The 23,539-nt window shown below is 63.4% G+C and carries 21 protein-coding genes and 1 tRNA gene; 16 read left to right on the plus strand and 6 right to left on the minus strand.

Annotated elements, in window-relative coordinates; translation table 11 throughout:
• Nucleotides 1-46: 46 nt before the first annotated feature.
• The 11 genes from Tam10B_RS11885 to Tam10B_RS11935 all read left to right on the plus strand — a co-directional run bounded on the left by Tam10B_RS11885 (nt 47) and on the right by Tam10B_RS11935 (nt 8,430).
• A complete protein-coding gene (locus tag Tam10B_RS11885) occupies nt 47-454 on the plus strand; it encodes an aminotransferase class IV (protein ID WP_093961459.1) in 408 nt (135 codons plus the stop codon).
• 131 nt (nt 455-585) lie between these two features.
• On the plus strand, nt 586-1,092 hold the full coding sequence (locus Tam10B_RS11890; RefSeq protein ID WP_233133716.1) for a MarR family winged helix-turn-helix transcriptional regulator: 507 nt from the start codon (nt 586-588) through the stop codon (nt 1,090-1,092).
• Nucleotides 1,089-2,561 (plus strand): DHA2 family efflux MFS transporter permease subunit, encoded by a 1,473-nt coding sequence (locus tag Tam10B_RS11895; RefSeq protein ID WP_093961460.1) that lies wholly within the window; start codon nt 1,089-1,091, stop codon nt 2,559-2,561. Before Tam10B_RS11890 ends, Tam10B_RS11895 begins: the two co-directional genes overlap by 4 nt.
• Nucleotides 2,562-2,701: 140 nt before the next feature.
• Nucleotides 2,702-4,000 (plus strand): phosphopyruvate hydratase, encoded by a 1,299-nt coding sequence (gene eno, locus Tam10B_RS11900; protein ID WP_093961461.1) that lies wholly within the window; start codon nt 2,702-2,704, stop codon nt 3,998-4,000.
• Between the two features lie 113 nt (nt 4,001-4,113).
• Entirely contained in the window at nt 4,114-4,764 is a 651-nt protein-coding gene (locus tag Tam10B_RS11905) for an FtsB family cell division protein (protein ID WP_093961462.1), read from the plus strand.
• Entirely contained in the window at nt 4,761-5,369 is a 609-nt protein-coding gene (locus tag Tam10B_RS11910; protein WP_093961463.1) for a DUF501 domain-containing protein, read from the plus strand. The genes Tam10B_RS11905 and Tam10B_RS11910 overlap by 4 nt, the downstream gene beginning before the upstream one ends.
• Nucleotides 5,366-6,385, plus strand: a complete 1,020-nt coding sequence (locus tag Tam10B_RS11915) for a Ppx/GppA phosphatase family protein (protein ID WP_093961464.1) — start codon at nt 5,366-5,368, stop codon at nt 6,383-6,385. The genes Tam10B_RS11910 and Tam10B_RS11915 overlap by 4 nt, the downstream gene beginning before the upstream one ends.
• A 118-nt stretch (nt 6,386-6,503) precedes the next feature.
• Nucleotides 6,504-6,583 (plus strand) — tRNA-Leu (locus tag Tam10B_RS11920).
• An 84-nt stretch (nt 6,584-6,667) separates the two neighbouring features.
• Nucleotides 6,668-7,285 carry a 4-hydroxybenzoate polyprenyltransferase gene (locus tag Tam10B_RS11925; RefSeq protein ID WP_143248651.1) on the plus strand — a complete coding sequence of 206 codons (618 nt, stop codon included), beginning with the start codon at nt 6,668-6,670 and terminating at the stop codon, nt 7,283-7,285.
• Between the two features lie 176 nt (nt 7,286-7,461).
• Nucleotides 7,462-7,872, plus strand: a complete 411-nt coding sequence (locus Tam10B_RS11930; protein ID WP_093961466.1) for an FKBP-type peptidyl-prolyl cis-trans isomerase — start codon at nt 7,462-7,464, stop codon at nt 7,870-7,872.
• Nucleotides 7,873-7,944: 72 nt separating this feature from the next.
• Nucleotides 7,945-8,430, plus strand: a complete 486-nt coding sequence (locus Tam10B_RS11935; protein ID WP_093961467.1) for a GreA/GreB family elongation factor — start codon at nt 7,945-7,947, stop codon at nt 8,428-8,430.
• Between the two features lie 86 nt (nt 8,431-8,516).
• Here Tam10B_RS11935 and trhA read toward each other — a convergent pair whose 3' ends face one another.
• On the minus strand, nt 8,517-9,383 hold the full coding sequence (trhA, locus tag Tam10B_RS11940; RefSeq protein WP_093961509.1) for a PAQR family membrane homeostasis protein TrhA: 867 nt from the start codon (nt 9,381-9,383) through the stop codon (nt 8,517-8,519).
• 201 nt (nt 9,384-9,584) lie between these two features.
• Between trhA and Tam10B_RS11945 the strand changes: the two genes are divergently transcribed.
• Nucleotides 9,585-11,066 (plus strand): sensor histidine kinase, encoded by a 1,482-nt coding sequence (locus tag Tam10B_RS11945; RefSeq protein WP_093961468.1) that lies wholly within the window; start codon nt 9,585-9,587, stop codon nt 11,064-11,066.
• Nucleotides 11,067-11,184: 118 nt separating this feature from the next.
• Here the strand turns inward: Tam10B_RS11945 and Tam10B_RS11950 are convergent, their stop codons facing one another.
• The 4 genes from Tam10B_RS11950 to Tam10B_RS11965 form a co-directional block, all read right to left on the minus strand.
• Nucleotides 11,185-11,463, minus strand: coding sequence for a WhiB family transcriptional regulator (locus Tam10B_RS11950; RefSeq protein WP_093961469.1), 279 nt, complete (start codon nt 11,461-11,463; stop codon nt 11,185-11,187).
• A gap of 98 nt (nt 11,464-11,561) precedes the next feature.
• Nucleotides 11,562-13,448 (minus strand): FtsK/SpoIIIE domain-containing protein, encoded by a 1,887-nt coding sequence (locus tag Tam10B_RS11955; RefSeq protein ID WP_158214215.1) that lies wholly within the window; start codon nt 13,446-13,448, stop codon nt 11,562-11,564.
• A 106-nt stretch (nt 13,449-13,554) separates the two neighbouring features.
• The gene (locus tag Tam10B_RS11960; protein WP_093961471.1) at nt 13,555-14,943 is read right to left on the minus strand and encodes an LCP family protein; all 1,389 of its coding nucleotides are present in this window, start codon (nt 14,941-14,943) and stop codon (nt 13,555-13,557) included.
• Nucleotides 14,944-15,016: 73 nt separating this feature from the next.
• On the minus strand, nt 15,017-16,384 hold the full coding sequence (locus tag Tam10B_RS11965) for an LCP family protein (protein WP_233133717.1): 1,368 nt from the start codon (nt 16,382-16,384) through the stop codon (nt 15,017-15,019).
• 400 nt (nt 16,385-16,784) lie between these two features.
• Here Tam10B_RS11965 and Tam10B_RS11970 point away from each other — a divergent pair, with 400 nt between their 5' ends.
• Genes Tam10B_RS11970 through Tam10B_RS11980 form a run of 3 tightly spaced genes read left to right on the plus strand, consistent with a single transcriptional unit; the run spans nt 16,785 to nt 21,859 of the window.
• The gene (locus Tam10B_RS11970) at nt 16,785-17,126 is read left to right on the plus strand and encodes a WhiB family transcriptional regulator (RefSeq protein ID WP_233133718.1); all 342 of its coding nucleotides are present in this window, start codon (nt 16,785-16,787) and stop codon (nt 17,124-17,126) included.
• 42 nt (nt 17,127-17,168) lie between these two features.
• Entirely contained in the window at nt 17,169-20,315 is a 3,147-nt protein-coding gene (locus Tam10B_RS11975) for a glycosyltransferase family 2 protein (protein WP_143248652.1), read from the plus strand.
• Nucleotides 20,312-21,859 (plus strand): DUF5719 family protein, encoded by a 1,548-nt coding sequence (locus tag Tam10B_RS11980; RefSeq protein WP_093961474.1) that lies wholly within the window; start codon nt 20,312-20,314, stop codon nt 21,857-21,859. Before Tam10B_RS11975 ends, Tam10B_RS11980 begins: the two co-directional genes overlap by 4 nt.
• A gap of 123 nt (nt 21,860-21,982) precedes the next feature.
• Here the strand turns inward: Tam10B_RS11980 and Tam10B_RS11985 are convergent, their stop codons facing one another.
• The gene (locus Tam10B_RS11985) at nt 21,983-22,453 is read right to left on the minus strand and encodes a metallopeptidase family protein (protein ID WP_093961475.1); all 471 of its coding nucleotides are present in this window, start codon (nt 22,451-22,453) and stop codon (nt 21,983-21,985) included.
• Between the two features lie 187 nt (nt 22,454-22,640).
• On the opposite strand from Tam10B_RS11985, the gene Tam10B_RS11990 reads away from it, so the two are divergent.
• Complete coding sequence (locus Tam10B_RS11990) at nt 22,641-23,465, plus strand: HAD-IIB family hydrolase (protein ID WP_093961476.1); 825 nt, start codon at nt 22,641-22,643, stop codon at nt 23,463-23,465.
• Nucleotides 23,466-23,539: the final 74 nt, after the last annotated feature.

Here is a 23,539-nt window from a genome sequence, read left to right on the forward strand (position 1 = left end):
GTAGGAGCCGGCCANCNCNNACGACGACTGGGAGCCGGGCCACGCCCTGCGTCTTGAATGGTGCGAGTCGCGGCGTAACGAACGCTCCCCGCTGACCTACCACAAGACCCTCAACCAGGGCGACAACATCCTCGAATTCCGCAAGGCGCGCGAACGGGGATTCGACGGAGCGGTGTTCCTCAACTCCCGGGGCGAGGTGTGCGAGGCCACCAACGCGAACCTGTTCTTTGTCAGGGACGGACGCTGGTATACCCCGGCCGTCGAATGCGGCCTGCTGCCCGGCACCGTGCGCCAGCGCGTCTGCGAGATGCATCGTGCGGTGGAGGCGCACATCCGGCCCGACGATCTCGGCGACTTCGACGCCTGCTACGCCACCAATTCGCTGATGGGCGTACGCCCCGTGGCTGTGCTTGGCGAGGCTCGGTTCTCCATTGAGGAGCCGAACCGACTCTGACCGAACATGGCCGCATGAGACCTGCGTGATGGCACGAACACCATGGGGCACGCCATATACGGCGTGTCCACGTCGATCATATACTTACCAATAGTAATAACTATACGTAATTACCTAAGGAAAGGAAGAACGTGGACTGCGACACGCCTCACGACGGTCCGCTGAACGCCGAGGACATCCGCCGACTGCTCGACGCCTGCTGGAAGGCCAAGCGCATCACCGAGCTTCTACCGGAACTCCCGCATGGCATGAAACCACGCCACATCCACGTCATCGACGCGATCTGGCACATCAACGCCGCTGCCGGGCAACAGACGCCCGCGGCCAGGGTCGGCGACGTCAGCGCATTCCTCGACGTCACCACCCCCAGCGTCACCAAGCTCGTCAACGAACTCGTCCGCCTCGGACTGGCCGAAAAACACTCCTCGGACAGCGACCGGCGAGCGGTCACCCTCACCCTCACCGAGCGGGGACTCGACTGCCGACGCACCTACGTCGAGCAATACCACGCCCGACTCGTCGCCGTATTGCACAGCCTCACCCCGGAACAATGCGACACCACCGTGCGCACCCTACACACCGCCCTGCGACTCATGCAGAACGACCGGAACGACCAACGCGGAAAGGACCAGCGATGACCGAACCAACAACAGCCCACGCCGTCACGCCCACGACGGGCAATGCCGACGAACCCGGACGCCGCAGCGCCGGCGGAGGCCTCATCGTCACCGTAGTGGCCCTCGCCCTGCTCACCTTCCTCGGCATCCTCTCCGAAACCTCCCTCAACATCGCCTACTCGGCGCTCATGGAGGAATTCGCCATCTCCGCATCGGTCGTGCAATGGCTCACCACCGGCTACCTGCTCCTCCTCGCCGTCGCCATCCCCAGCTCGCCATTCCTGGTACGACGATTCCCCACCAAGGCGCTGTTCGTCACCGCCGTCGCGATCTTCTCCGCCGGCACCCTGTTCGGCGCGCTCGCAGCGAACTTCCCCATGCTGCTCGCCGCGCGACTCGTCATGGCGCTCGGCACCGGCGTATCCCTGCCATTGCTCACCACAATCATCCTCGAAAAGGCGCCGTTCGACCAGCGAGGCATGATGCTTGGCCTGGTCAGCCTCGTCACCTGCGCGGCCCCCGCCATCGGCCCCGTCTTCGGCGGCGTGGTCATGGAATACCTCAACTGGCACTGGATCTTCATCATCATGCTGCCATTCCTCGCACTCTCGCTGATCATGGGCATCGCCACCGTCCCCGACATCCGCAAACCCGCAGACGGCGGCACCATCAGCATCCCCTCGCTGCTGCTCGCCGCCATCGGACTCAGCGGCATCATCGTCGCCGTCAGCTTCTTCTCCGAATGGCACGGCGACTGGAGGGTCTGGGCCACACTCGCCGTCGCAATCGTCGCGCTCGCCGTGTTCACACGGATGCAGCTGCGTATGGAACGTCCGCTGGTGGAGGTGCGCACCTTCGCCCATCCGGGCTTCACGCTCGGCATTTTCATCATCCTCCTGAGCAGCGGCACCGTGCTCGGCGTGAACTTCCTGCTGCCGATCCTGCTGCAGCGCGGCTACGGCGAATCCAGCATGGTCTCGGCGCTGATCCTGCTGCCCGGCGCCGTGATCGGCGCGGTCGGCGCCCCGCTGATCGGCGCCCTGCTCAAGAAGCACTACCCGCCCAAGTTCATCATCTGCGGATTCGTGGCGCTCGCCGTGGTGAATGTGGCGCTGATGCTGGCCGGGTCCATCTGGGCCGTGGCCGTGTTCTACTTGATGTTCATGGGCGGCGCCAGCTTCGTGCTGGTGCCCGACCAGACGCACACGCTCAACCAGCTGCCCATGCGCATGAACGCCGATGGCTCGGCGGTGCTCAATACGGTGCAGCAGCTCGCCGGCGCCATCGGCACGGCGGTCGCCAGCACGCTGATCACCGAGTTCGCGGCAGGCGCGACGGCGTCCGGCGCCGGGCGCGGCGAGGCGTATCTGCAGGCGTTCTCCCATTCCATGGCGGTGTTCGTCGCTCTCGCCGTCGTCGGTCTGATCGTCGCGCTGATCATGGCCAAGGTGAGCGTCAGGGGCGTGGAACTGCACGAAGTCGATTCGTGAGCGCGCCCATGCGCGGCGTTCCACCGATGGGCGCGCCACGCCGCATTTTGGAAAACACGCTGATGGAACATCGTCCTTCGTCCATAAAAGGCATTACGCTTAGTGTTCGTCAGCACAACATTTTGTCTTAAGGAGTAGTTGTGGCAGCAATTGAAAGCGTTTACGCTCGCCAGATTCTCGATTCCCGCGGCAACCCGACCGTTGAGGTCGTCCTCGACACCGAGGACGGCGCCCAGGGTCTGGGCCTCGTTCCCTCCGGTGCCTCCACTGGTGAGGCCGAGGCTTGGGAGCGTCGCGATGGCGACAAGTCCGTCTACCAGGGCAAGGGTGTTCTCGACGCCGTCAAGGCCGTCAACGAGGTCATCGCTCCGGCTGTCATCGGCATGGACGCTGCCGATCAGCGTGCTCTCGACGAGACCATGATCGAGCTCGACGGCACCCCGAACAAGGGCAAGCTGGGCGCCAACGCCATCCTGGGTGTCTCCCTGGCCGCTCTGTACGCTTCCGCCGAGTCCACCGACCAGCCGCTGTACCGCTACATCGGCGGCACCAACGGCCACATCCTGCCGGTGCCGAACATGAACATCATGAACGGTGGCGCTCACGCCGACTTCGCCACCGACATCCAGGAGTACATGATCTCCCCGTACGGCTTCGAGACCTACAGCGACGCTCTGCGCGCTGGTGTCGAGGTGTACCACACCCTGAAGAACGTCCTGAAGAAGGAAGGCCTGGCCACCGGCCTCGGCGACGAGGGTGGCTTCGCTCCGAAGATGAAGTCCAACGAGGACTCCATCAAGTACATCATGGACGCCATCTCCGCCGCCGGCTACGAGCCCGGCAAGCAGATCGGTATCTCCCTCGACGTGGCCTCCTCCGAGTTCTACAACAAGGAGACCGGCAAGTACCACTTCGACGGTGAGGACCGCGAGTCCGCCTACATGCTGGACTACTACGAGAACCTGATCAACGAGTACCCGATCGTCTCCATCGAGGATCCGTTCCAGGAAGAGGGCTGGGAAGACTGGGCCGCCATCACCGCCCGCCTCGGCGATCGTCTGCAGTTCGTCGGTGACGACCTGCTGGTCACCAACCCGAAGCGTCTGCAGAAGGCCATCGACATGGGCGCCGCCAACTCCCTGCTGGTGAAGCTCAACCAGATCGGCACCGTGACCGAGACCCTCGACGCCATCGAGCTGGCCACCGCCAACGGCTACACCTCCATGGTGTCCCACCGTTCCGGCGAGACCCCGGACACCACCATCTCCGATCTGGCCGTCGCCAAGAACACCCGTCAGATCAAGACCGGTGCTCCGGCCCGTGGCGAGCGCATCGCCAAGTACAACCGCCTGCTCGAGATCGAGGAGGAGCTCGGCTCCACCGCTCAGTACGCCGGCTACAGCGCCTTCAAGGCCTGCAAGAAGTACATCGCTGCCTGAGCGATGCCCTTCACCGGCATCACGCCTGAATGGGCCTAGCGCCTGAACAGACGTTGACGCATGGCATATGCCCGCCGCATTCCTCGTCGAATGCGGCGGGTATTTTCATAGCTATGAACAAACCGGGTGCCACGACGACCCCCCGCGGCGGGAAAGGGGCCAAGACCGCCAAGAGCAGAGGCAAGGGCGACAAAACCTCGAAAATCGCAAAATCCGCGAATCGGAAGCCAACACCCAAGCCCAAAGGAAAGTCCGGTTCCGTCTCCCGCACATCAAGCATGCCGCTGACGTTCTTCATCGCCGTGATCATCGTTATCCTCGGTTCGATTCAGCTGCTGTCCACCTTCCATACGTATGCGCTGAATCTGGCGGAGCTCAATTCGCTACGCAACCAGGAGGCCGCTCTGGTGGCCAAGAAGGCCGAGCTGGAGAACGACATCAAGCGTTGGGACGACGACGCCTACGTCACCGCGCAGGCCCGTGAACGGCTGGGATTCGTTTTTCCCGGCGAGCGTTCGGTACGGGTGCTGCATCCCGAGGCCGTGACCGGCGGCGCCGCGACGGGAGGGGACAAGACCTCTGCCTCGACCACGGAGCAGACCAAGCCATGGTACAAGGACATGTTCTCGTCGCTGAGCAAGGCCGACGAGGGGTCCTCGAAGAACGGCTCCAAAAACACGTCGGAATCTCAAAACACCGACTCCAACGGCACGAACGGCACCGACTCCAAGAACACGTCCAACAACACGAAGGAAGGTCAATGAACAACGACGACATCCGCAAGGTGACGGCTATTCTGCAGGATCGACTGGGCGAGGGGCTCGACCAGCGCGACATCGACGTGGTCCAGCGTCAGCTGGGGCGTTTCCCCCGCGGCATGGTCGCGGTCGGTGCCCGCTGCGTGTGCGGCAATCCGCTGGCCGTGATCACGCGTCCGCTGGTCGAGGGACGCATCCCGTTCCCCACCGCCTGCTATCTCACCTCGCCGGAGGCCGTGAAGGCCGTGTCGCGTCTGGAGGCGGATGGCGACATGGTGGAATACACACGTCAGGTGCAGGACGATCCCGACACGAAGGCCGCCTACGAACGCGCGCATGAGATGTACCTCGAGTTCCGCCATCAGCTGGCCGAACGTCTGGGCGATGACGAGAGCCATATCGAAGGCATCAGCGCCGGCGGCATGCCCGTGCGCGTCAAGTGCCTGCATGCGCTGACCGGTCAGGCGCTGGTCATGGGCGAGGGTGTGAACCCGGTGGCCGACGACGTGCTGCGTCGCGTCAAGGCGCAGTTCGACCCGAACGTGTGCCGGTGCGCGGTGCCGTACGGTGCCGCCGAAGGGGAGAACGACGGAAAGGATGATGCACGATGAGTGATGTACATGAGGTACGGGTCGCAGGTATCGACTGCGGTACGAATTCGATCCGGCTCATGGTCGCCACGGTGGGGGAGCACGGCATGCACGTCGAGGTGCCCCGCATCATGCGCGTGGTCCGACTCGGGCAGGACGTCGACAAGACGCACCGTTTCGCCGACGACGCGCTGGAACGCACCTACCGCGCCATCGACGAATTCGCCGACGTGCTCAGGGAGCATCCGGTCGATGCATTGCGGTTCGTGGCCACGTCCGCCACGCGCGACGCCGAGAACCGCAAGGAGTTCGAGAGTGAGGTGGAAAAGCGCCTCGGTGTACGTCCCGACGTGATCCCCGGCACGGAGGAGGCCCGCCTGAGCTTCCTTGGCGCCACGTCGGTGCTGCACACCCAGTTCGGCGACCAGCTGCCGCCCGCACCGTACACGGTGATCGATCTTGGCGGCGGCTCCACGGAGATGGTCATCGGCGGCGACGGCGTGGACACGCCGAGCGATCAGGTGGCTGCGGCGTTCTCCATGAACATCGGTTCGGTGCGCATGAGCGAACGTCATCTGCTCAGCGACCCGCCCACTCGAGACGAGATCGATCAGGCGGTCGCCGACATCGACGAGCACATCGACGAGGCGTTCGAGAAGGTTCCGGCGTGGAGGACCGGCACGCTGATCGGCGTGTCCGGCACGGTTACCACCATGACCGGCATCGCGCTCGGCCTCCGGGAATACGATCGTGACGCCGTGGACGGCGCGGTGATCGGCTTTGCCGACGCCTGCTCCACGTGCGACAAGGTGCTGACCATGACCCGCGACGAACGCCGTGAGTATCCGGTCATCCACCCCGGCCGCATCGACGTGATCGGCGGCGGCGCGCTGGTGTGGAACCGCGTGCTTAACCGCATCGGCGACGCGGTGCACGACCATACCGGCCGCGTGCTCAACTCCTACGTGACCAGCGAGCACGGACTGCTTGACGGCATCGTTCTGGATCTGGGTCGTAGAACGTTGTCCGCACGATGATGTTGTCCGCACGGTGATGCGACGACACCGTGCGACGGCACGATGATTTTTTCCGGGGCGGGTGCGCATTCTCGTCCCGGATCGTGGCATAATAGCCAAGTCGGCATTTTGCCGGCGTGCCCCCGTGGCGAAATCGGTATACGCAGCTGACTTAAAATCAGCCGCTTCGGCTTGCGGGTTCGAGTCCCGCCGGGGGCACTGTTTCGCAAATGGCGTCCGCCATACGGTCATCGGTGCCCGTTCGTAACGTGGTTTTTCGAAACGCGTGGCACCATGATGCGCATGACTCGACAGAATGGAACCATCTCACAGACTGCGGCACGGAATGCCGCCCACTCATCGAAGGCGTCATCGCACGCCGCGGGGGAAGCGAAGACCCTGCCGCTCATACTCACCCAGGCCATCATCGCTGCCGGCGTGATGTGCGTGTGCGAAATCATAGGCGCGCCGATGATCATCTCCATGGCGTCCGGCGCGTTTGCGCTCATCCCATGGATTGCCGTGGCGTGCATGCTCGCCGTGCTGTTCGTGCTCGTCCTCGGATTCGCATTCCTGTGGATGGCCGACAATCTTGCGCACAACTTCTCCGAGCGCCGAGCCCCCATCTGCTATGCGGTGATCGGTGGTCTGTCGTTCGGCGTCTGGGGCGGGCTGCTCTACCCCACGTTCATCAATTCGGTCCTTGAACCGGCGGGCATCGACCCCATCTCCCGCGGAGACCTCTGGGCCATCGTGTTCAACTGCGTGATCGTCGGACTGGTGTCGTACGCGTTTGCCGCGCTGTTCGGCAGGCGCCTGGCGCGGCGGCGGACCGCGACGATCGTTCTCGGCATCGTCATGCTCGCGCTCGCGGCACTGGGCGTCTTCTATCTGTGGCAGTTCTATGCCATGCTGTACTGACCGCACTCGCCGATCGGCCTCCGTACGTTCCGTGTTCGCTGTCGCGTTCGCTATGCGTTCGTCTGGTGAGGCGATGCTTGCAACTGTCTCCGACTGCGTATACGTTTAACGGTTATATGCCACGCTTGTCCGTATGCCGGTCGGGCGTGCCCACATATTCGTGTAAGGAGTGACAGATGAGCGATTCGACCATGCCCAAGGTGAACGCCGAGTTCGGCGCCAAGCCGGAGATCGAGTTCCCGACCGAGACCGCGCCCAAGGGCCTCAAGAGCGTTGAGATCATCGAGGGCGACGGCCCTGTGGTCCGCAAGGGCGACACCGTGACCGTGAACTACCACGGTGTGGTGTGGGGCAAGCAGACCCCGTTCGACTCCAGCTTCGAGCGTCATACGCCGGCCAGCTTCGGCATCGGCGTCGGCCAGGTCATCAAGGGCTGGGATCAGACCGTTCCGGGCCACAACGTCGGCTCCCGTCTGGTCGTGTCCATCCCGCCGGAGTACGGCTATGGCTCCCGTGGCGTCCCGCAGGCCGGCATCGGCGGCGGCGACACGCTGGTGTTCGTGATCGACATCATCTCCACTCGCTGACGTCGACTGCCGCCCGCGGAGGGCGGACGACAACGGCGATAACAATGACCTGTGATCCAGGAGGTTTCACATATGGCAGACGATAAGGTCCTGCTGCTCACGCAGGAGGCATACGACAAGCTCCAGGAGGAGCTGCAGTACCGCGAAGGCAAGCTGCACGACGAGATTATCGCCAAGGTGGCCGCTGCCCGTGCCGAGGGCGATCTGAGCGAGAACGGCGGCTATCAGGCCGCCCGCGAGGCCCAGCGCAAGAATCAGGGACGCATCGAGGAGCTGACCGTCAAGCTGCGCGACGCCAAGATCCTGCAGGCCCCGCCGGAGGGCAAGGTCGGCAACGGTTCGCTGGTCACGCTCGATCTCATGGGCAACGAGATGGTGTACGTGCTCGGCGCGCACGATCTGGCCGCCGCCACCGACTACGACATCATCAGCCCCGAATCCCCGATCGGCGCCGCCGTCATGGGCGCCAGCGTCGGCGACACGGTGAGCTACAAGGCTCCCAACGGTCGTGAGATCAAGGTGACCGTCAAGGCCGCCAAGCCGCTCGGCGACGAGTGAGTTCGCTTCTCGTCTGAAAAAGGGACGTTCCCCGTGTGGGAACGTCCCTTTTTCATGTGCCTTTGTAAAAAGCCGCAGCGCACGTCTCATTGCGCCAGCATGATGCTGACGATCACGAAGTAGATGGCGACCATGTGGCAGGCGTATCCGGCCACGGTGCCGCAGTGGAAGATCTCGTGGAAGCCGAAGACCTTGGGCCACGGGTCCGGTTTGCGCAGGCCGTAGACGATGGCGCCGGCGATATAGCAGATGCCTCCCGCCACGATGAGCCAGACGACCACCGGCCCCGCATGGGGGGAGATCCAGAACAGCCCGAGGAACGCGGCCCCGGACACGCCGAAGATGATGTACACGATGGTGTACAGCCAGCGTGGCGCGGAGATCCACACCACGTGAATGAGCAGCGCGACCAGCGTGCACGACCATATGCTGCCGAGGATCAGATTCCTCCAGAACGGTTCGAGCGCGAACGAGACCGGCGTGTACGTGCCTGCGATGAGCAGGAAGATGTTGACGTGGTCGATGCGGCGCAGCACGTCGGTGACCTTGGGGGACCAGTCTCCCAGATGATAGATGGCCGAGTTGCCAAACAGGATCAGCGAGCAGGTCATGAACGCCGCACACGCCCACTTGAGCTGCGCCGTGGGGGACAGGCAGATGAGCACGATGCCCGCGGCCAGCGCCAGCGGTGTGGCGAAGGCGTGGATCCATCCACGCATCATCGGCTTCGGGCGGCCGTGCACGTCAAGCCTTACCTTGCGAATGCCGTGCGCCTTGTCCATGATGCGCTGCGCCTTGAGCTCGCCCTTGGCGATGACGCGGTCCGCCTTGGCCTTGGCGTGTGCCCGTACCTCGTCGGCCTTGGCCTGTCGTTCCTTGAGGTACGCCTCGCGCACCGCCTTGCGTGTGCGTTCCAGCTGTTCGGGGTCGGGCAGGTCGTTGGTCGGTGCCATCCGATTGCCGGAAACCTTCTGCGTTCTGACCGTGCCCCCGGCCGACTGCTTCGCCATGGGTCTCCTTTCGCCATTACCTACGACACCGTAACTTACGCCACCGTAGCTTCTGTGTCAATACCGTCGTTCGATATGCGGCGGAACGGTGTCGGAGCCGTGTCGGCCCCCGTTTTCCCCCGACTACCCGCTAGCATAAGTATCATGGTTGATTTTTCACATCTTGTAGCGAATAATCCGGATTTCGACGATGCGGATCGTGAATGGCTGCATCACCTCGTCGCCGACTGGCAGGTCATCGCCGACCTGAGCTTCGCCGACCTGCTGCTGGTGCTGCCCGGTGCGAATGGCCAGTACGTCGTGGCCGGACAGTGCCGTCCCTCCACCGTCATGTCGGTGCGATTCGAAGACATGGTCGGCTCGACGATCGAAGGCGAGGACGCCCGCGCGATCTCCAAGGCCATGACCGAGCAGAAGATCTCGCGACTCGATCACTACCGTGCCGTCGGCAACACCACGGTGTGCGACGTCTACGCACCGGTGCGCCGTGAGGGCAAGGTGCTGGGCGTGGTGGTCCGCGAGACCAACATGGCCACCCGCATGCTCAACGGCCGGTACGAGTCGGAAAGTATCGCGGCGGGCAAGAACCTGTTCGAGATGATCCCCGCCGGCACCTTCCCCTACCGCGACGCCATCCTCAACCAGCGCCACAATGCCCGCGTGTCCGACGGCTTCATCGTGCTCAGCGAGGACGGCATCGTCGAATACGCCTCCCCGAACGCGATCAGCTGCTTCCGCCGTCTCGGATCCATCGGCGTCATGGAGGGGCAGTCCCTCTCCCAGATCGGCACGTCGCTGATCCATGAGAACGACATGCTGCCGGAGACGCTTCCGCTTGTGCTCGCCGGCAAGGCCGCCGTCGATTCGGAGATCAACGCCAATCGCTCCACGGTGTCCCTGCGTTCCATGCCCTTCTTTGGCCCCCACGGCCGTACCGGCGCCGTAGTGCTCTGCCGAGACGTGACCGAGGTCCGTCGCCGCGAGAAGGAGCTGGAGACCAAGGACGCGGCGATCGCCGAGATCCATCACCGTGTGAAGAACAATCTGCAGGCCGTGTCCGCACTGCTGCGTCTGCAGGCGCGCCGCACCAAGTCCCCCGAGGTCAAGTCCGAGCTTGAGGAGGCCATGCGCCGCGTGGAGACCATCGCCGTGGTGCACGAGGGCCTGAGCCAGACTGCCGACGAGATCGTCGACTTCGACAAGGTGATCGCCGACCTGCTGCGCATGAGCGTGGACCTCGCCACCAGCAAGGACCAGCACATCCGCATCTCGTATCTGGGCAAGTTCGGCATGATGCCCGCCCAGGACGCCACGCCGCTGTCCCTGGTGCTCACCGAGCTTGTCACCAACGCCGTGGAGCACGGCTTCCAGGGTCGTACCGAGGGCAACGTGTGGATCTCCGTGGGGCGTGGTGGCAGCAGCCTCAACATCGTGGTGGAGGACGACGGCATCGGCTACACGTCGGAATCCGATCAGGGCATGGCCCGCTCCAGCGGTTCGGGTCTCGGCACGCAGATCATTAACACGTTCGTGAAGAACGACTTCGGCGGTTCCGTGCGCTGGGAGCCGCGACGCGATGGCGGCACCCGCGTGGTGCTCGACATGAAGCTGCGCGCCGCACAGTGACCGTCACGCAACGCCTCCTATAGGCCGCACATACGAAAAGGTCCTGTTCCCAACCCCGATCAGGGGGTTTGGAACAGGACCTTTCCCGTATATGTCGTATGCCCGTATGCGGAAGCGGTCAGGCCTGCATCTGCAGGGCCGCGGAACGACGCGCGCGCATGGCGCGACGCTTCAGAGCGCGGCGCTCGTCCTCGCTCAGACCGCCCCACACGCCATAGTCCTGGTTGGTGTCCATGGCGCATTTCAGGCAGGCGTCAATGACTTTGCAGGTGCGGCAGACGGCCTTGGCTTCCTCGATCTGTTGGTAGGCGGCACCGGTGTTGCCCACGGGGAAGAACAGCTCCGGGTCCTTATCTCGGCAAGCGGCCTTCGCGCGCCAATCGTATGCACTGCTCATAGGTGTCCTCGATCCCAAACGAAATACAAAACTCTCATCTATGAGCAAACCACGAATGGCACGATTTTTCAAGGGTTTTATGCAACTGAACGCAAGATTCACCAGAATGGGACGCAATCATGACATTGCACCGGCGTGGCGGCACCCTGCATAAGCAGTATCGCTCGTCCGGGAACACGCACATCATCGCCGTCGAACTGGGCGAGTGCCTGTGCGGGCACGCCGGCCATCATGTCGATGGCGCGGTCCCCGGTGGGGAACACCAGACGTATGCCGCAGTGATCGGGGAACCGCAGATGGCGTGCCGCGCTCAGCGTGAATATCACGGTGCGGTGGGGGTCGGCGATCGCCTCCTGAAAATCGTCGTGCTCCGTTCCACGTCCCAATGGATCGAGCAGTTCATCAGCATCGTCAACCAGCCAGACTCGTACCTGTGGGCTCCCCGCGGCGGGGGAGGGGCCTCGTTGGCTGCCATCCGCCGATGGATGCGCGGTATCGTAGCCGTCCGCCGTCTTATGTGTGATCGTGACGTCAACGCCGTCGCGTACGGACAGCAGCCGCGCGATCGCGGACAGGATCGTGGTTTTGCCGCGCGGGCCCGATCCGACGATCGCGATGTTGCCCAGATCCAATGGCAGCAGTAGCGGTTCGAGCGTGACTCCGGTGTCGGCGACGCCGATATGCAATGGCGCATCCGGTTCCGTGCCCACGATGACGGTCTCGGTCCTAGCCTCTATGCGCTGGGGCAGCGGCGGGGAGAACAGCGGTGACGCGGTCTGCTCGCCGAGGAACCTGCATGCCCACCGGGCCCCTCGTGTCAACGCCTCACTGGAGGCGGGGACCGCGCATCGGAAGGCCTCCAGTTCCTCTCCGCCGTAGGCGAACGCAACGCCCGGTGCCTGCGGGCTGATCAGCGAGGCCGCCTTGGACCCGAGCAGCTCGGACGACTGCATGGGGTCGCGCACTCGCAGGCAGATGTTAAGACCGATGTTCGCCTTCATCTCGCCGCTGACCTGGCCGAGCGGATTCTGCGTGCAGGCGATGAGATGCATGCCGAGGGACCGACCCAACGCCGCCAGCGCGGTCAGCTGGGTCAGATAGTCGGGCAGCTGGCGTTTCAGCGCATGGAACTCGTCGATGACCACGACGATACGTGCCGGAGGATGCTTTAGCTCGTTGACGTCGGCCACATGCGCACGGGAGACGATCATCTCACGTCGTTTGAGTTCCAGCTCCATGGCTCGTAGCGCCCTGACCGCGTGCTTGAGATCAAGATCCGACACGAATCCGACGGTATGAGGTAGCCGGTGCAGCACACGGAATGCCGAACCGCCCTTGAAGTCCAGAAACACGAAGTTCAGCATGGACGGCGGGAACCTGCCGGCCAACGACAGGCACCATGATTCCAGCAGCACCGATTTTCCCGAACCCGTGGTGCCGGCGACCAGTGCGTGCGGTCCCTGCCTCGGCATGTTGATCGTGAATATACCGGTCGGACTCACGCCCACGGGCACGGTGTGCAGCGAGGCGAGCAGCCGCCGATCGCCGCGATCCTGCGCGCATCGAGACCGCTCCCACTGACGGGCCATGGCCTTCCACGCCGAAGGAATGTCCCCTGCCTCCACGCCGAGCAGCTCCTCAAGCTCCATGCGCATGGCTGCGCATCGCCGTGCGGCTTCGGCGTCGCGATCGTCCGGTGGTGTGCCGAAGCCGCTGCCGGACGCAACGGTTCCGGTGTTCGTCGTGCCGTTCTCCTCGTTCGCTTTGGCTCGGCGTCGCATCGCGATATTGGCCAGCGCCGAGGCCAGACAGCCGATGAGTCCGGGTACGATCAGTCCGACGAACATCCATCGTTGTTCGATGATCATCATCACCAGCATCATGGCCTGGCCTGCTACCGGTGCGATCATGGACAGCAGCAGCAATCCCGAGCCGTCGCCTCCTGCTGTGCGAGAGCCGGCTCGTGTATGTCGTGTGGTAACCATGACCCGAGTCTGGGCCGGCCGAGCATACGGACGCAAGAGAAAACGGGCAATGTGCGCCAACGTGAATGCACGACGGCGCACATTGCCCGCGTAGGGGAGGGAAGGGTTACATGCCTCCCACCGTGCCGGGATCATGGGTGCCGTCCTCGAGCTGGCTGAACAGTTCGGTGTTCTTCGACTCGTTGAGCAGTACCGTCGAACCGATTCCGGACTTCGGATAGTAGTCGGTGTTTGTGTAGTAGACGCTGCCGGTCACGCCTTTGGTCCCCGTGGCGGCCTTGAACGCCAGTGCCATGCCGATCAGATCGAATGCACCGGTCTTCTCGTCCACGGTGAGGCTGGACAGTCCGGCCTTCATGAGCTTGCTTACGGTGGCTGGGTTGGTGAGTACTGCGGGCGAGGACGCCTTCTTCGCCACGGCCGCGATGACCTGACGCTGACGGGCCGCACGTCCGATATCGCCGGTGGGATCCGAATAACGCATGCGGGAGAACGCCAATGCGGTGCCGCCGTCCGCCTGATGACATCCGGCCTCCCATACCAGACCGGAGTTGGCGTCGTTCACCGTACTGTCGTAGCACAGCTCCACGCCGCCGATCGCATCGACCACCTTCTCCACGCCGCCGAAGCCGATCTGCACCACATGGTCGATCTTCATGCCGGTGATGCCCTCCACCTGCTCGACGAGCGCCTTGTATCCGCTCATCGTGGCCACGGCGTTGATCTTCATGTCCTGACCGTCCACGGTCACGTAGGAGTCGCGGGGAATGGAGATCAACGAACTGGAACCGCTCTTGGGACGGGTGAGCACCAGAATCGAATCGGTGCGGGATCCCGGCACGTCCTGTTCGGTACCGGTGCCCGCGGTGCCGTCACGTTCGTCGGAGCCGAGGATCAGCCATGTGCTGGCCGGGGTGTTGGCCATCGACGACAGCATGTCCTTGTGGGTGAGCTGACCGTTGACCCAGTTGACCAGACCGATCATCGCCACCAGGATCACGACCAGCAACGCCGCCAACACCGTCAGCGCACGATGACGAATGCGATGCGCCCCCATGGCTCGCGTACGGCCATGTCCGATGCCGTGCAGTTGGGGTCGGACGGTTCGTTGCATGTTTCGCGCATCGTTGCCGTGCCGTTCACGGATTCCACGATCGGCGGGATGATACGGTTCGGGGGTGAAGGGTCGGAGCCTGCTCTCCCGACGGGAGATGAATGGTGCGCTCTCACCGTTGACCGCGGTCTTCTGGGAACGGTCGGCCATGCGGTTGCCGGAACCGGATGATGAACGCGGTTCGGCGCGGCGGGATGCGGCGACGGGGGAGAAGCTCGGCGGCACAGCGCCTTCCGCCGCCGGGGATTCGGCGCGCTTGGGGGTGCTGCGACGCGGCTGGAAGGACTGCGGCTGGGCGGAGGCCTGAGAAGGCGTGGAACGGCGGCGCGGAGCCCCTGAGGGTATGAAGCTCGGGGGCGTGGTTTCCGGCGTGCCGTTCATGAATCTCCTCTCGCGGTGAATACGGTGCTCACCTGACTATGACGCATAATGCCCGGTCTGATGCCGGTGAAGGTTATTCCTTCTCAGTAACGGCACAGAACGTGCTGTTCACATAGGCGTCGGCGATGCCGATGGCCTGACTGGTGTTGGGATCGCGGATGGTTCCGGTCTTCGGGTCCACGATGCCGCCCGTATCCGGATCGACCAGTGTGCCGTCGGCTTTGGTGATCAGTCCGGTCACCGGATCGGGCGTCGAATCGGCGCTGGCCGATGCGGACGAGCCGGAATTGGCGGACTGCTGATCGCTTGCCGACTCGGAAGGTGTGGGGGAGGACGTCTCGGACGGGGTGGCGCTCGATGTGCTCGACGATGCGTCCGAGGAATCATTATTCGAGGAGTCGTCGTTCTTCGAGTCGTCGGCGACGGTCAGTGGCTTGCTGTCGGCGAGCTTCTTCCACAGGGTGTCGGCGTCCTTCGTCCACACCACACGATTGCGATCGCGTGCCCATTCGGTCACCGGGACGGTCTGCGCGTAGATCTTAGACGTGTCGAGGTTCTTCAAGGCCGCGGCCAGGCCGACCAGCACGCCGGCGTCAGCAAGGCCGTCGCTCATCTTCAGGGACTGGATGCCCGCCGTGGCCAGCTGATACAGCTGGTTCGTCTGGGTGAACAGATTCTTGCTTGATGCCTCGCGCAGCAGCGACTTGACCAGATACTGCTGGCGGGTTGTGCGCATGATGTCGGTGCCGTCGCCCACATGACGGACGCGAGCGTACTGCGTGGCCGCCACACCGTCGAGATGATGCAGCCCCTGCGTCAGATCGATGCCGGTCGTGTCGTCCTTCATATCCTGATTCACGCAAATGTCCACGCCGCCCACGGCGTCGATCATAGAGCTCAGACCGGCGAAGTCGGCCACCACGAACTGGGAGATGTCCAGTCCGGTCAGCGAATTGACCGCGTTGAGCGTGCAGCTGGCCGCGGATGCCACGTCGCCGCCGGTCGAATAGCCCAGTGCGAAGATCGAATTGAACTGCGCGTTATGGCGTTCCGGCACCGTGCCGTTGGTCGTGTTGCAGCTCGGAACGTCGACGATCGAATCACGCGGAATGGAAACGATGTTGATATAGCTGCGGTCGGCCGAGATCTGCACGATCATGGCGGTGTCGGACTGATGGTCCGACGCGGAGCCGCCGGCGCCGATCGCAGCGTTCGCCTCACCCTCACGCGTATCCTGACCCAGTACGAGAATATTGACGGTCTTGCCCGCGTTCGGATCGACCACCTGATTGCTTTTCACATGCGACTGTCCCAGCACCGCCGTCTTGCTGTCGTTGATCAGAGTGAACAGATTGCTGGCAGTGGCTCCCGTCGCGGTGGCGACGAAGGCGAACACGGCGACCAGCACCAGCGCGATCGTGGTGCGCAGTTTGTGACTCACCGTGTAGCCGAGGGAATGAAGCGGCCTGGCGCCCCCGTGATTCGCCAGATTGGGGGCGGTGTACCTGCCTCGGGAACTACTTGGGCGGTGTGAAGCCACGGGAACGCCTTTCTGCCGGGTATGGAAGACAACGGGGGTGTACGGTCGCAAAGGCCGACGAACCTGTAATATACAGATTCATCTTTCGACGACGAGCATGTGACACGGTCGGGAAATGAGAATTGTTTACAACACCCTTCCATTAGCCGACAGCATATGCCGACGCGCCTTTACCACTCCATATGAATATTGTCGGTAACGACACCCCTTAAACTTGACAAAAACTGAGTGACAAGTGTGTAATTTACCATGTCTTCCGTACTGGAAGACGTTTCACGGCATATTTTGGGAGGTTTTCGGCATGTGGGGAGTGTTCGACGATTCCCAAAAGGGCGACGATTCCGACTCCGCCACACCTGAGGCCGCCGAGCGTGCGCTGTTTGAGCTCTGGGGATTGTTCGACACCGACGAGGACGTGTCATGGCAGCACAAGGCGCTGTGCGCCCAAACCGATCCCGAGGCCTTCTTCCCGGAAAAAGGCGGCTCCACTAGGGACGCCAAACGCGTATGCGCACAGTGCGAGGTCCGCGAGCAGTGCCTCAAATGGGCCATCGACCATGACGAACGATTCGGCATCTGGGGCGGCATGAGCGAACGCGAACGTCGCCGCTATAAGAAAGAACATGGTAAAGAACAAGCCTGACGGATACGCCGTGTTCGCCCGGGTTGTCATACAGTGGAGAAGATGAAATCTGTTATGGATGAGGCCCAAGGCATACAGGAGACGGTCGGCTCCGTACTTTCCGGCCACCGGGCGCAAGCCGGACAGGAAGTGAATTCCTCCGTCGCGGCCGTGATCTGCGTGGAATCCGACACCCGATACCTGCCCGACACACTCAATGCCGTGCTGGCACAGACCACGCTGCCCGGCATCATCGTCATCGCCGACTGCACCGGGGGAACGCAGTCCGCCGTACGATGCGCATTCCGACTGGCCACGCCCGTCTACGGTTCCTATGATCGTGAACAGGCAAGCATGGTTCACGACATCGACATCCAGATCGTCGGCGCCGCCGGCGCCACCACATTCGGCGACGCGATACGACTCGCCGTTGGTCACGCACGACTCACCCCGGCCATCCGCGCGCTCTGGCTGCTCCACGACGATTCCCGCCCCGCCGACGACAACTGCCTCGAAACGATGACCGAGGCATGGCGCAACGCCCCGACGGCATCCATCCTCGGCTGCAAGCAGCTCGCATGGGACGGCGACCACCTGCACGACGTCGGCGCCTACGCCACCCGCAGCCACGGTATCGCCTCCCTCGTGGTCGACGGAGAACCCGACCAGGAACAATACGACGCCCGACAGGACGTCTACGCCGTCGACCTCGCCGGCGCCCTCGTATCCCTGCAAACCTGGACCACTCTCGACGGCACCAGCCCACAAATGGGACCATTCGCCGAATCCGCCGACTTCTGCCGACGAGTCTGCCTCTCCGGAGGCCGCGTTCTCATCGTGCCCCGCAGCGCCATCCGCCACCGCCGCGCACGATTCGAAGGACTGCGCACCCACAACGGCCATGCCACCGGCAGCCACACGTCGATCAACCCATACGCCATGAAGGCAGACGCACGCGAACGCTACCGCTTCACCGACATCCGCGGCATCATGTGGCTGCCCGTCTGGCTCCTGCGATTCCTCATGTCCTTCGCACTCGCCTTCACCCAACTGGCCCGTAAACGCCCATACGAGGCCCTCTGCGAACTCGGCACACCATGGCGGCTCCTCATCTGGATGCCCAAAGGCGTCAACGCGCGCCGCAAAGTGGCCCGACAGGCCACCATGAACCTGCGCCAGCTATCCGTACTCGTCGCCCGGCGCGACCAGATCGCCCAATGGCACGAACGCCGTGCGGCCTTCGCCGACTCGCAGGACACCACGCTGCTCAGCCCGCTCGCCATGGCACACCTGCGCGCCCAACGTCGCCGTCGCCTCCTCTGGGTGGGAGCCATGATGCTCCTCGCACTCGTCGCCGGCATCCTGTCCAACCTCAGCGTCTTCACCTCACTGACGACAGGCACGTCCTTCCACTCCGCCACGCTCGTTCCCTCGTCGGCCAGCCTCTCCCAGATCGCCAAGGCCGCCACTGGCGTCTTCACCTACGCCAACGGCATGGGCACCCCGGCACCGCCCGCACCGTTCCTCCTGATCCTCATGGCGGCCACCGCAGTCACCCTCGGCCATGTCACCGCGGCGATGGCGCTCATCGTCTTCCTCGCGGCACCGCTGTCCGCACTGTCATTCTGGGCGCTCGCGGGCATCTTCACCCGTTCCAATTCGGTACGTGTCGCCACGGGCCTGCTCTGGTGCATGTTCGGCGGTCTGCTGGGCCTGTATTCGCAGGGCAATCTGCCGATGCTTACGGTAATGGTCTTCCTGCCCGCCGGCATGGCGTTCGTCTTCCGGGCCGTGGGCATGTACCACACGGAGGCGGTGCTCACCCCGACGGCATCCGTGCAGTCCGCGGGCCTCGCCTCACTCTGCCTAGCCGTGGTCGTGGCCTGCGAGCCTCAGCTGGTGCTACCGCTGGTGACGGTGTTCGTCGCATTCCTTGTTATGGTGCGTTCTCATCGCGTGATGCTGCTGCTGATCCCGGTGCCGGGTGCATTCCTCCTCGCACCTACGCTGCTCAACGTCGTCCTGAACCTCAACGACCATTCATATCGCCAGCTGTTCGCCGACATGATGCTGCCCTCGACCGCAGTCAATGGGTCCGTTCGTTCAGCAAGCCTGCTGAGCGTTCTCGGAGAGGCCATGGGCATCTCTGAAAACAGTGCGTCTCCGGTGCTGTCCATGCTCCGTAATCCCGAATCGGCAGCGGTGCTCGCCACCGTGGTCCTGATCGTCGTCGTGGCCATGATCGCCCTGTTCCTGCCGTTCGCGCTGCGCGCCTCCCGCATGATGTGGACCATCGTGCTGACCGGCGCTCTGACGGCGATCGTCGCAGTGCGTGTGGCAATAGCTCCGGGTACGGAAGCACCGATCGCGGGAACCGCGCTGCCGGGACTTGCATTCATGATGGTCGGTGTGTTCTCCTGCGTATGCATCGTCGCCGGCCGTGCGGTGCGCCCGTTCTCCCCGCTGCTGGTGCGGGAAAGCGGCGACTCCGCAGCGCGCATTGAATCCCGGCACAAGGGGTTCTACGGCCGTCGCAATCTCATCATCGTGGCGCGTGCCCTACTGGTGCTCTTGCTCGCCGCGTGCCTCGGACTGTGGGGCTCGATCTGTGGCGTACGTGTGCAGCAGGGTGCGCACCTCTCCGTGCAGAACCATGAACTGCCGTTGATCGCGCAGGACTATCTTGCCGCCGATTCGAGCCACCGCATCCTCGCGTTGAGTGCCGAATCGTCCACCTCGATCGACTACGCGTTCATGCGCAGCGGTCAGGGCGACTTCATCGACAGCTCACCCGTCATCAATGCTCGGTCCGTCGCACAGCCGCAGGACAAGACGATCCGACAGGTGTCCAAAGCCGCGGCCAGCCTGCTGCAGAGCAACGACGACTCGGCTGTGAGCACACTGGCTTCACTGGGCATCGGCGGCATCTATGTCCCATATTCCGACGATTCCGCCGATCGCGATCTGGTGTCGAATATCCTTGCCAGTGGCGGCACCCAGTCCGTGGTGAGTAACGAATCCGGAACCTACGTGCGACTGACTACCACGTCGGGCGGCAACATCGGCATCGACACCGGTGCCGAATCCCGCGCATTGTCCGACGGCTGGCGTCTGGCCTGGGTCTGGTGCATGGGGATCGTCGTGGCGCTGTACTGCATCGTCGCATTCCCGCGATTCCGTCGAATCAACATCAATGGGGGACAGGCATGAGCAGATCATCACGTTCGACCACGCGTCGCTCCCGCAGCGTATGGGGCACCGTCGGCAAGGTGGTCGTCTCCTCGATCACCGCAATAGTGCTGCTGGCGGTATTCGGTCTGCTCTCCGTCGTTGCGCCCGCCGGATGGCTGGTCGACGGCGCCGATTCCCAGCCGGGCTTCCGCACGGTCGGTGTGGGCCAGACCACGTTGCAGTCCTATTGTCCGGCGCGTATGCAGCTGGCCGACACCGGATCCTACGGTGACTCCGAGTACCAGATCTCTGAGGGCAATATCACCGGCAAGGCCAGATTCGCCGCATTCGGTTCCATGTACAGCACCGCGGTTACGTCGCTGAACGGCGACAACAAGCAGGACACCGCGAACATCGATCTTGCCGACTCGTCCAAGGCGTTTGTACATGGTTCTGACATCGCCGCCGACCCACTGCTGCTCACCGCCAAGATGCTCGAGGTAGGTAAGGGTTCCGGTTCGGCGGCGGCAAGCGCATCATGGGCCACCGAAGGCGATCTGCGGGGTGTGTCCGCCGTGCAGTGCGCTTCAGCCCAGCTGCGTCAGTCGTTCCTGCTGCCCGCAACGCAGACCGGCTGGACGCAGCAGCTCGTGCTGGCCAACCCCTCGGAGAAATCGACCACCGTGTCGATGACCATGTGGGGAACCGGCTCCGCACAGGCCATTGCATCGTCCACCGACAGCAAGGTGACCGTGGCCGGCAAGTCGCAGACCGTAGTGGACATCTCCGCCGCGGCCCCCTCCCAGGACGGCCTGTACCTGTCATTGACAAGCAGCGGTGCGCCGGTTGCGGCCGTCGTACGCGTGGTGCATGCCGAAGGACTGACTCCGCGTGGATCCGACTACGCTTCGGCATTGCCGTCTGCTGCTTCCACGGACGCCACGATTGCAGGCATCGGAGCGGGACAGGATGTCACTGTCAATCTCTACTCCGAACAGGATGGGGAAGTGACGCTGTCCTGGATCACCGATTCCGGCGTTACCGAGGCCAAGAAGGACAGCGTGTCCGCCAACACAGTCAAGACGATCTCGCTGGGCAAGGCCCCCGACGGGACTCTTGGCGTCCGCGTGCAGGGCAGCGTCGCTGCATATTCGTCGGCAATCAGTTCCGAGTCCTCCGACAGCCAGACCGACTTCTCGTTGATGAACGGCACCGTCGCGGTGGCCTCTGGAGCGATCGCCGTTCCGGACGGCGTGAACGCCACGCTGGCGTTGGTGAACGACTCCGACAAGCAGACCATGGTGAAGCTGACCGGATACGGCGACGACGGTACGCAGAAGGGCGAGAAGGACGTCACCATCGACGCACGCAAGGCCGTATCGGTCAATCCCGGCGACATCGCCGACGGTGTGGTAGCGGTGACCATGGATGATGACGACGCGTCCGTCGTCTGGAGCGCCATGATCAACGTCGGCGCGGTAAACGACGCACAGCTCGCCGGACTCGGCGTGATCGGCTCGTCAAGCCTCATGCCGGCACAGGCTCAAGTGCGTACCGACCAATCGCTGTCCGTCGTCAGGTAGTCCCTTATGGCCCCTATGTAGACCGTCCGATCGGCTTCGTCGGTCGACAGACCGAGTGATCCCCTGCCGTATGCGTATACGACAGGGGATCACTCATATCATCGCGGTTGTCGGGGCCGAAGGTCAGAAACCCCAATCCGGGTCGATGTCTTCGGGATGCCGTCCCGTCAGATCGGCCAGACGCGCCACGATCTCGTCGCGGATCAGGAACTGCATATCCAGACGGTCCCTGCTGCGCTGTTCGATCGGCTTCCGGTACAGCACGATGCGGGCGGGCGAACCATGCTCGGCAGGGAAGCCCTGCGACAGAAAGGCGCGTTTCGTCTCCCACGACACCGGTCCCGACGGGGGAACATCCTCCACCGCGCATTCCACGTTCTTCAGCAGCTCCGGCCATGCGGCGTTGAGACGTTTCAGCTGGGCCACCACCATGCCGTCGAACGTGCCCGACTTGGTTCGGTACCGGGGCATGCGTATGCCGAACATCGCCTGACGGCTTCCCCGGCCGTGTCGATTGCGGTATATCTTGCGTTCCCACGGCAGTACGGTGCCTGTGGCGCGCAGCAGAGAGGTGAACTCGGATTCCTTGGTCATGAGCCCCTACACTAGCCTGCGGGGCTGATGTCATGGTGGGGTGCCCCCTTACGGGACGGCGACACTCCGAACCTCTGGAAGGCGTTGTGAACAATGGCGTGTGACCTGCTTTCGCTGTATCGTTTGTGCGATAATGCTGGAATGCGGATGCCTGTCGTGGGCGTTCATAGGTGTCGAAGGAGGACTGATGGGCGACGTGGCGATTCACAGCTGGGATGAAGTGGATTACGGCCGGCTGGGTGGGCTGATCGACGCCGTGGGATTCGACCTGGACACCACATTGGCCAAGTCGAAGACGCCCATGACCCGCGAGATGGCCGACGCTTTCGCCGAGCTGACCCATCACATTCCCTGCGCCGTGGTGTCCGGCGGCAAATATCATCTCTTTACCAATCAGATCCTCGCCATGATCGGCGACAAGGCGGATCGGAACAACTTGCATCTCATGCCGACCAGCGGCACCAGATACTATGCGTGGAACGGTTCCTCATGGCAGTGTCGTTATGCGCATGATCTCAGTCCGGAGGATCGTGACGCCGCCATTGAATCCCTGACCAGACATGCCAAGGAACAAGGATTGTGGCTGCCCGACGACAGCATCTGGGGAGATCGGCTGGAGGACCGCGGCAGTCAGATCACCTTCTCGGCACTGGGACAGCTGGCGCCGGTGGAGGCCAAGGAGGCTTGGGATCCGGACCGTGTCAAGAAGAACAGGCTTGCCGCTGCGGTTGCGGCCGACTTGCCTAAGCTGACCGTTCGCTCGGGTGGCTCCACCAGCATTGACGTGGTCGCCAAGGGCATCGACAAGGCCTACGCCATGCGTCAGCTGTCGGGCATTCTTCACGTACCGGTGAGTCGTATCGCCTTCATTGGCGACCGTATGGATCCGGATGGCAACGACTATCCGACTGCGGTGGCCGGTGCATACGCGATCCGTGTCACCTGTCCCGACGACACGCTTGAGGCGATTCGACGACTGACCGCCGTGCTGTCGTTGACGACGGCGGAATGACGGACGATGCCAATGACGACGATATTGGCGACGATGCGGCACCGGTGAGCAACCGGTAGAAGGCGAGGCCGCCA

The organism is Bifidobacterium vansinderenii (assembly GCF_002234915.1).
GTDB lineage: Bacteria > Actinomycetota > Actinomycetes > Actinomycetales > Bifidobacteriaceae > Galliscardovia > Galliscardovia vansinderenii.